The 5172-nt window shown below is 68.0% G+C and carries 4 protein-coding genes and 1 pseudogene; 1 reads left to right on the top strand and 4 read right to left on the bottom strand.

Translation table 11 applies throughout. The annotated features are described in order from the left end of the window. The 4 genes and pseudogenes from VML93_RS20745 to efp all read right to left on the bottom strand — a co-directional run. A pseudogene (locus VML93_RS20745) lies at window positions 1-1733 on the bottom strand (amino acid decarboxylase); the annotation flags it as partial. Window positions 1734-1923: 190 nt separating this feature from the next. Further along, entirely contained in the window at window positions 1924-2310 is a 387-nt protein-coding gene (locus tag VML93_RS20740; RefSeq protein WP_325613571.1) for an antitermination protein NusB, read from the bottom strand. Then, window positions 2307-2852 carry a transcription antitermination factor NusB gene (nusB, locus tag VML93_RS20735; protein WP_325613569.1) on the bottom strand — a complete coding sequence of 182 codons (546 nt, stop codon included), beginning with the start codon at window positions 2850-2852 and terminating at the stop codon, window positions 2307-2309. Before nusB ends, VML93_RS20740 begins: the two co-directional genes overlap by 4 nt. Before the next feature lie 2 nt (window positions 2853-2854). Next, on the bottom strand, window positions 2855-3418 hold the full coding sequence (efp, locus tag VML93_RS20730) for an elongation factor P (RefSeq protein WP_325613568.1): 564 nt from the start codon (window positions 3416-3418) through the stop codon (window positions 2855-2857). 419 nt (window positions 3419-3837) lie between these two features. Here efp and VML93_RS20725 point away from each other — a divergent pair. Then, the coding region (locus tag VML93_RS20725) for a PE family protein (RefSeq protein ID WP_325613566.1) at window positions 3838-5172 on the top strand (1335 nt) is incomplete at its 3' end.

Here is a 5172-nt window from a genome sequence, read left to right as displayed (position 1 = left end):
GACGCCTGCCGAAACGCCGACAGTGACTTGTGGGTCGAGTGCGTCGCGTACACCCGGACCCGCGCCCGACTGGGGTCGGGCAGCAGCCGGTGATTACCCCACTCCGACCGGGGGATCCCCTCCATCGACGCGGCCCAATTCCGGTATTCCTCGGCGTATTCCGGCGACGCCAAGGTCTGCTCGAGACGCTCCGCCGACACCATGGCGGTGCGTTGCCGCGCCCACGGCACGGCGGTGGCGAATGCGTACCACGCCTCGTCCCACAGGAAGCAGATGTCCGGCTTGATCGCCAGCACCTCCTCCATCACCCGACGGGGGTTGTAGACGACGCCGTCGAAGATGCAGTTGGTGAGCAACAGCATTCGCACCTTGTGCAGCTGCCCGGCCGCCTCGAGGTCCAACAGCTCCTTCTTGATGGTCTCCAGCGGTACCGCCCCATAAATCGCGAACTGCGGGAGCGCATAGGACTCCAGGTAGAGCGGGTACGCGCCGGCCAGCACCAGGCCGTAGTGGTGTGACTTGTGGCAGTTGCGGTCGATCAGAACGATGTCGCCGGGCCGGGTCAGCGACTGCACGACGATCTTGTTCGCGGTGGACGTCCCGTTGGTGACGAAGTAGGTATGCTGGGCTTCCCACGTGACCGCGGCCTTGTCCATGGCCTTCTTGATGTTGCCGTGCGGGTCCAGCAGGGAGTCCAACCCACCCGAGGTGGTCGAGGTCTCTGCCATGAAGATGTTGCGGCCGTAGAACTCGCCCATGTCCTCCAGCGACTTCGAGTTGAAGATGCTGGCGCCGCGCGCGACTGGAAGCGCATGGAACTGACCGACCGGAGCTTGTGCATAGGCCCGCAACGCGTCGAAAAATGGTGTGGAGAAACGGTTTCGCAAGCCCGCTATAACCGTGCTGTGCAGGTCGGTGACGTCGTTGAGGCGATAGAAGGTGCGGTCGTAGAGGTCCGGCTCGTTGTCACTGCCTGACGCAATCGACTCGTCGGTGAGCAGATACAGATCGATATGGGGCCGCAGCTCCCGGATCCACTCGCCGCATTCGACCGAGTCGTGCGCGCGATCGGACACTGCTGCGTCGTCGTTGGCGCCTAGCAGCGAATTCATCAGCGGCAGCCGGTCGTGCGAACGCAGCGGCAGATCATGTCGGATGATCGCGGCCTGAATCTCGCCGTTGAGTGCCACCGCGGCTATGGCGTCCTCAACGCTGGGGGCCACCAGGATCTCGAACTGGATATCGTCGTCCGGGTTGCGCAGCGCCCGCAGGCTTTCGGCCAGGCAATCGGGAGCCGTGCCCGGCGAATCATCCGCGAGCAGAACGGTGTAGAACTGCTGCTGTTTGGCCTGGGAAACCAGCTCCTGGTCGGCCAGCGGTGCCGAAATATCGAAAAGTGCTGTGCGGTCGCCGTATTCACTCAGCAACCGCACCGCCAACGACACCTCTTCGGTGAGCCGCACGGTGGACAGGCTCTCCAGGTGAGCGCGGAAGACCGCCAAGTTCTCCGCGCCGGGATACAGCCAGTACCGCTCGTAGGCGCCGATGCGGTCCATCAAGCGCTTGACCTTTGCCAGGTCGTGAGCTTTGTCCAGACCGGCCAGGTCGACCTCGGCCAGGTGGCTGCATGCGTCGTCGAGCTGGTTCCAGGTGTCGATGCGGGTGTATGACGGGTTCGCCACCGCCGCCAGAGCGGACACACGAAGTCGCCTCTGAGCACTGTCTTGAGTCATGTCGTCACCTGTTCTTCTGGTGCGGGCCGCCCCCGTCGGGCCAAGCCGCTGCATTCAGTGCAGCTTGTAATTATCGCGCGCGAGACGCAACGAGACAGCAGATAGCGACTTTGCCGTTATCCGTGCACGCTGGGCCAGCACCCATTCTGATCCGCATGCGCTCAGCGCGGAATCATTTCGCTCAGGTAGGTCAGCGAGCCGGCTCGTCGTCGCTCTCCACGACTGGCGGTGTATTGCGGGGGCCCAACCAGCGCAGCACCGGCAGCTCCAGACCGCGCGCCGGCAGTTCTGTCACATCGCTCAGCGACCTGACGATGGCCTGCGACAGGCCCATGATGGCGGCCATCACCGGCAGTAACGGCTGCAGTGGCTTGGCCGCCTGGCGAACCGTGCTGATCCGGCGCGCCACGATCAGCCGCTCGATCGAGTGATACAGCCAGGCGCCCACGCCCAGCGCATAGATCGACAGCACGGCCGCCACGATGGCCAGCCCGAACGCGGCGCACACGACAGCGCTCAACACCACCGTCGCCGCCAGGAAACTGGCAGCGACGACGCGAAGCTCCAACCGGTTCATGAGCCTGGGTCCTCCGTTCTGGCCGCGGCGCCCGTCTGGACCGCCTGTTGCACCGCTCGAGCGGCCGCCCGGATCTGCGGCGTCACCAGCATGACCTGCCCCAGCACGCCGTTGACGAAGCCCGGCGAGTCGTCGGTGGACAGCTCCTTGGCGAGCTCGACCGCCTCGTCCACAGCCACCGGCTCCGGAACATCGTCGGCGTACAGCAGTTCCCACACCGCGACGCGCAGGATGGCGCGATCGACCGCGGGCAGCCGGTCCAGCGTCCAGCCCTGCAGATGCGAGGTGATCAGGTCGTCGACGTGGGCGATGTGCTCACCGACGCCGCGAGCCACCGTCACCGTGTACGGGTTCAGCGGCGCCACGTCCGACTTGGTTTCGGCCAGCGCGGTACGGACGTCGACCACCTCGGCGGCCGTCAGACCACGAGCCTCGGCCTCGAAGAGCAGGTCAACCGCGCGCTTTCGCGCGTGGTGACGCCCTTTGACTGGTCTGGCCGGCTTGGTTTGCTTTTCGTCCGGCCTCGCTCTCTCGTTACGCATCGTCAGGCGTTGACCCGGCCCAGATAGCTGCCGTCGCGGGTGTCCACTTTGAGCTTGTCGCCGGTGTTGATGAACAACGGCACCTGGATCTCCGCGCCGGTCTCCACAGTGGCGGGCTTGGTGCCCGCACTGGACCGGTCGCCCTGCAAACCGGGCTCGGTGTGCGAGACCACCATCTCGACGGACACCGGCAACTCGAGGTAGAGCGGCGCGCCGTCGTGGAACGCCACCTGCACCGGCAATCCCTCCAGCAGGAACCGCGCCGCATCGCCGACCAGGGATTCCGGCAACGGATGCTGCTCGTAGTCCTGGCTGTCCATGAAAACGAAGTCCGTGCCGTCGCGGTACAGGTAGGTGGCGTCGCGCCGGTCGACGGTGGCGGTGTCCACCTTGACCCCGGCGTTGTAAGTCTTGTCCACGACCTTGCCGGACAGCACGTTCTTCAGCTTGGTCCGCACGAAGGCCGGCCCCTTGCCGGGCTTGACGTGCTGGAACTCGGTGATCGTCCACAGCTGCCCGTCGATTACCAGGACGAGTCCGTTCTTGAAGTCAGCAGTGGTCGCCACGATCGGTGAATCTCCTAGCGGAAGGCCAATTATCGAATGACGGGCTAGCGCCCAATCCTGTTATTTACCAGCGGATTTAGCAGGCGTCCCAACGATAACGGGCATAGTTGAACATTTGCAGTCGCCCGATCCCCGGCGTTGCGGCAGGTCGTGGTGAATCACGCTGGTCGCGGCCGCCAAATCGCCGACCACGATCACGTCGTAGGTGCGTGGGGTCGATCTGTAGCTGCCAAGACGCGAGGAGAGCGGGCACCCATAGAGACTACCTGGGCGCGGCGGCAAACACGTCCCGGGCGAAATTGCAGTACTGCACTACTGGGCTCCTCCCACCCCACTGCGGGTGACGATCCCCTCGCGGAGCCGGGCCAGGCACACCGCGCAAACGCGCTGCGCAGACGGGAACCGAGAGCAGGTGGCAGATGTCGTCATATGTGATCGCCGCGCCGGAGTCCATCACGGCAGCGTCGACAGACTTGAGCAGGATCGGAAGCACGCTCCGGGATGCCCACGCCGCGGCCGCGGCCTCGACGACGGAAGTGCTGGCCGCCGGCCAGGATGAGGTGTCGGCGGCGATCGCCAAGTTTTTCGGCGCCTACGCGCAGGACTATCAAGCCCTGGGCGCGCGGATGGCGCTCATGCATGACCAATTCGTGCAGGCTTTGAGTTCCGGTGCTGGCGCGTATGCGGCCGCCGAGACGGCCAACGCGTCCCCGCTGGAGGGTCTTGCGCTCTTCTCGCCGTGGAAGACGCTGACGGGGCGTCCGTTGGTGGGCAACGGCGCCGACGGCGAGCCGGGCACCGGAGCACCCGGGGAAGACGGCGGGTGGCTGATCGGCAACGGCGGCAACGGTGGGTCGGGCTGGGCCAGCGGCGGCAGCGGCGGGGCAGGCGGTGCGGCCGGCCTGATCGGCAACGGCGGAAACGGTGGGCAGGGCGGGCCCGGCGGCGGCTACGGCGGTGCAGGCGGTGCGGCCGGCCTGTTCGGCAATGGCGGCAAGGGCGGGGCCGGCGGGGACGCGCGCGGACACTACGGCTATTGGCAGGGCGGCGACGGCGGGGCCGGCGGGGCCGGCGGGCTCCTCGGCGGACACGGCGGCGACGGCGGCAAGGGCGGTGCGGGCCTGACCGACACGCTCGCCGGCGGGACAGGCGGGACCGGCGGGGCCGGCGGCGCCAGTAGGCAGCTGATATTCGGGCACGGCGGGCACGGCGGGGACGGCGGAGACGGCGGAGACGGGAGCGTCGGAGGCAAGGGCGGCCTCGGTGGGGCCGGTGGCAGCACCAACCTCTCGCTGCTCGGCACCGGCGGCGACGGGGGTGGCGGCGGCCATGGCGGCAACGCCCGGACCGCGGCAGACGGGACCGCCGGCGACCCCGCCGGAATGGGCGGCGGCGGGGGCTACGGCGGGGACGGCGGAAACGGTGGCAATGCCTGGCTGGGCGGAACGAACGGGAGCGGCGGCAACGGCGGCCACGGCGGCAACGGCGGGCAGGGTGGCGCCGGCTATGCCGATAACGGCACCGTCAGCGCCGGCTCCGGCGGTGATGGCGGCTGGGGCGGCGGCGGCGGCAGAGGCGGCGCGGTCGGCATCGGCGGCACCGGCGGCACCCCGGGAACCGGTGGGTCCGGCGGCAACGGCGCACCCGGCGGCCAAGGTGGCGCGACCAGCACCAGCGGTAACCGTGCCGGGGCCGGCGGCGTGGGCGGTTCTGGCGGCCCCGGCGGCGACGGCGGCATCGGCCCGGCCGGCAGC

It is taken from the genome of Mycobacterium sp., assembly GCF_035499775.1.
Taxonomy (GTDB): Bacteria; Actinomycetota; Actinomycetes; order Mycobacteriales; family Mycobacteriaceae; genus Mycobacterium.
The sequence above is the reverse complement of the archived record's forward strand: the minus strand, read 5'-3'. Positions and strand labels throughout refer to the sequence as shown.